This is a genomic window from Vibrio fujianensis (assembly GCF_002749895.1).
Lineage (GTDB): Bacteria > Pseudomonadota > Gammaproteobacteria > Enterobacterales > Vibrionaceae > Vibrio > Vibrio fujianensis.
In genome coordinates this window covers 271,478-272,898 of sequence record NZ_NBUS01000054.1, presented here as the reverse complement: position 1 = coordinate 272,898, position 1,421 = coordinate 271,478, and the positions used below count along the sequence as shown (strand labels likewise).

The 1,421-nt window shown below is 46.0% G+C and carries 2 protein-coding genes; both read left to right on the top strand.

What is annotated here, in order from left to right; genetic code table 11:
• A partial coding sequence (locus B7C60_RS19485) for a glycine radical domain-containing protein (protein ID WP_281251718.1) occupies positions 1–675 on the top strand: 675 nt, incomplete at its 5' end.
• Between the two features lie 75 nt (positions 676–750).
• Positions 751–1,421, top strand: a 671-nt coding sequence (locus tag B7C60_RS14350; protein ID WP_245869493.1) for a DeoR/GlpR family DNA-binding transcription regulator, incomplete at its 3' end; no start/stop codon positions are given.

The following is a 1,421-nucleotide window of genomic DNA, read 5'->3' as shown; positions in this document are numbered from 1 at the left end:
ACCCAGCCAGAGCTGGCCAAAGCCTTAGAAGAAAATTTCGAAGGTATTGAGAACGAACAGCTTCGCCAACGTTTAATCAATTTCGCGCCCAAATACGGCAACGATGATGACACGGTAGACCAACTACTCACCCATGCCTACCAAGTTTACATTGATGAGCTAGAACAGTTCGTCAACACACGTCATGGTCGCGGCCCAATTGGTGGCGGCTACTACGCCGGTACATCAAGTATTTCCGCGAACGTGCCATTTGGTGCATCAACCATGGCAACGCCAGACGGTCGCAAAGCGAAAACGCCACTGGCAGAGGGGGCAAGCCCAGCATCTGGCTCAGATCGCTTAGGGCCAACGGCTGTCTACAACTCGGTGGGTAAGATCCCAGCAAACAAAATTCTTGGTGGTGTACTGCTTAACCAGAAGTTAAGCCCATCAGCGGTCGCGTCTGAAGGGGATAAAATCAAGCTTTCAATGTTGATCCGTACCTTCTTCAACCATCACAAAGGATGGCACGTACAATACAATATCGTCTCACGCGATACCTTATTGGCTGCCAAGAAGAATCCAGAACAATATCGTGACTTAGTCGTACGTGTCGCAGGCTACTCGGCCTTCTTCACCGCGCTCTCGCCAGATGCGCAAGACGACATCATCGCCCGTACAGAGCATGAATTATAATTGAAACTTCACTTGTGTTTCAAATGAAACAAAGAGGCACTATAATGGTGCCTCTTCTCTATTCGAGCAAACGTCATGAATTCTAGACAGAGTGAAATTTTACATTTAGTCAATAAAGCGAATCGCATTCAAGTATCAGAGCTGATTGAAATCATCGGGGTGTCCGGCGTCACCATTCGCCAAGATCTTAATTTCTTAGAACAAAGTGGATACTTGAAGCGTGTTCATGGCGCGGCAATATCACTGCAAAACGATAATATTGATTCCCGTTTAGAAGTTTCCTTTGACATCAAACAAACGTTAGCCGAAAAAGCCTCTGAACTTGTATCCCCGCATGAGACCGTATTAATTGAAGGCGGTAGTGCCAATGCTTTGCTTGCGCGCGTTCTTGCGGACCGAGGCGATGTAACCATTATTACCCCCTCTGCCTATATTGCACACCTTTTGCGCAACACCTCCGCCAATATCATTTTATTAGGGGGGGTCTATCAGCATCAAGCAGAAAGTCTCGTCGGCCCGCTCACCAAAATATGTATCGAACATATTCATTTCAGTACGGCTTTTTTAGGTATTGATGGATTCCATCAAGATACCGGTTTTACTAGTTGTGATATGATGCGAGCTGATATCGCTTCAGCCATTTTAGCGAAAAAAAGGCGAAATATTATTTTAACGGATTCCAGTAAATTCGGAAAAATCTTCCCATCAACCATCGGTGCAACACCCAGCATCTCGATTTTGTTGAC